General features: G+C 67.4%; 1 protein-coding gene. It reads right to left on the reverse strand.

Annotated features, from left to right (window positions below; translation table 11 throughout):
- Positions 1 to 509 (reverse strand): TrbI/VirB10 family protein (locus tag QHC67_RS19130; protein ID WP_319296757.1); only part of this gene is annotated, 509 nt, incomplete at both ends.

Genomic DNA, 509 nt, shown 5'->3' on the forward strand with positions numbered 1-509 from the left:
GTCGAGGACGCTGAACAGCATCGCGGCACCGAAGCGCTGCCAGAAGAAGCGGTCGATCTTGCCGGTGATACCGCCGCGGCCGAGCGGGTCAGAGGCCGGCGAGGCGATGTCGATCGCCACGCCGCGCGGCGTGACGGCGCGGGTCCACATGGCGAACAGCCGGTTTTGCCCACGCTGCAATCCGCCCTGATATTCGCCGAAGACGCGCGTGCCCTTCTCGAGCAGCACCACGCGGCCGTTGTCGGAATAGACGTCACGCGGAATGATGCAGGTCGTGTAGCCCGGCACGCTGCTGTCCATCGCGGTCTGGAGCGTGCAGGGAATGATCGCGCCGGCGGTGACGAGATAGTTGCGGTCGCCGATCATGCGGGCCGAGGCGGTGCCGATCGCCGAGGTTTGCTTGAGGGTGTCAAGATTCGTTGGCCTGGGAGGCGCGCTGTCGCCGCCGTTCTGCGCAGGGCCGGCGATATCGCCCAGCGCCCGCGCCGCGCTCTGATTGCCATTATAGG

This window comes from Sphingobium sp., assembly GCF_033795625.1.
Classification (GTDB): Bacteria; Pseudomonadota; Alphaproteobacteria; order Sphingomonadales; family Sphingomonadaceae; genus Sphingobium.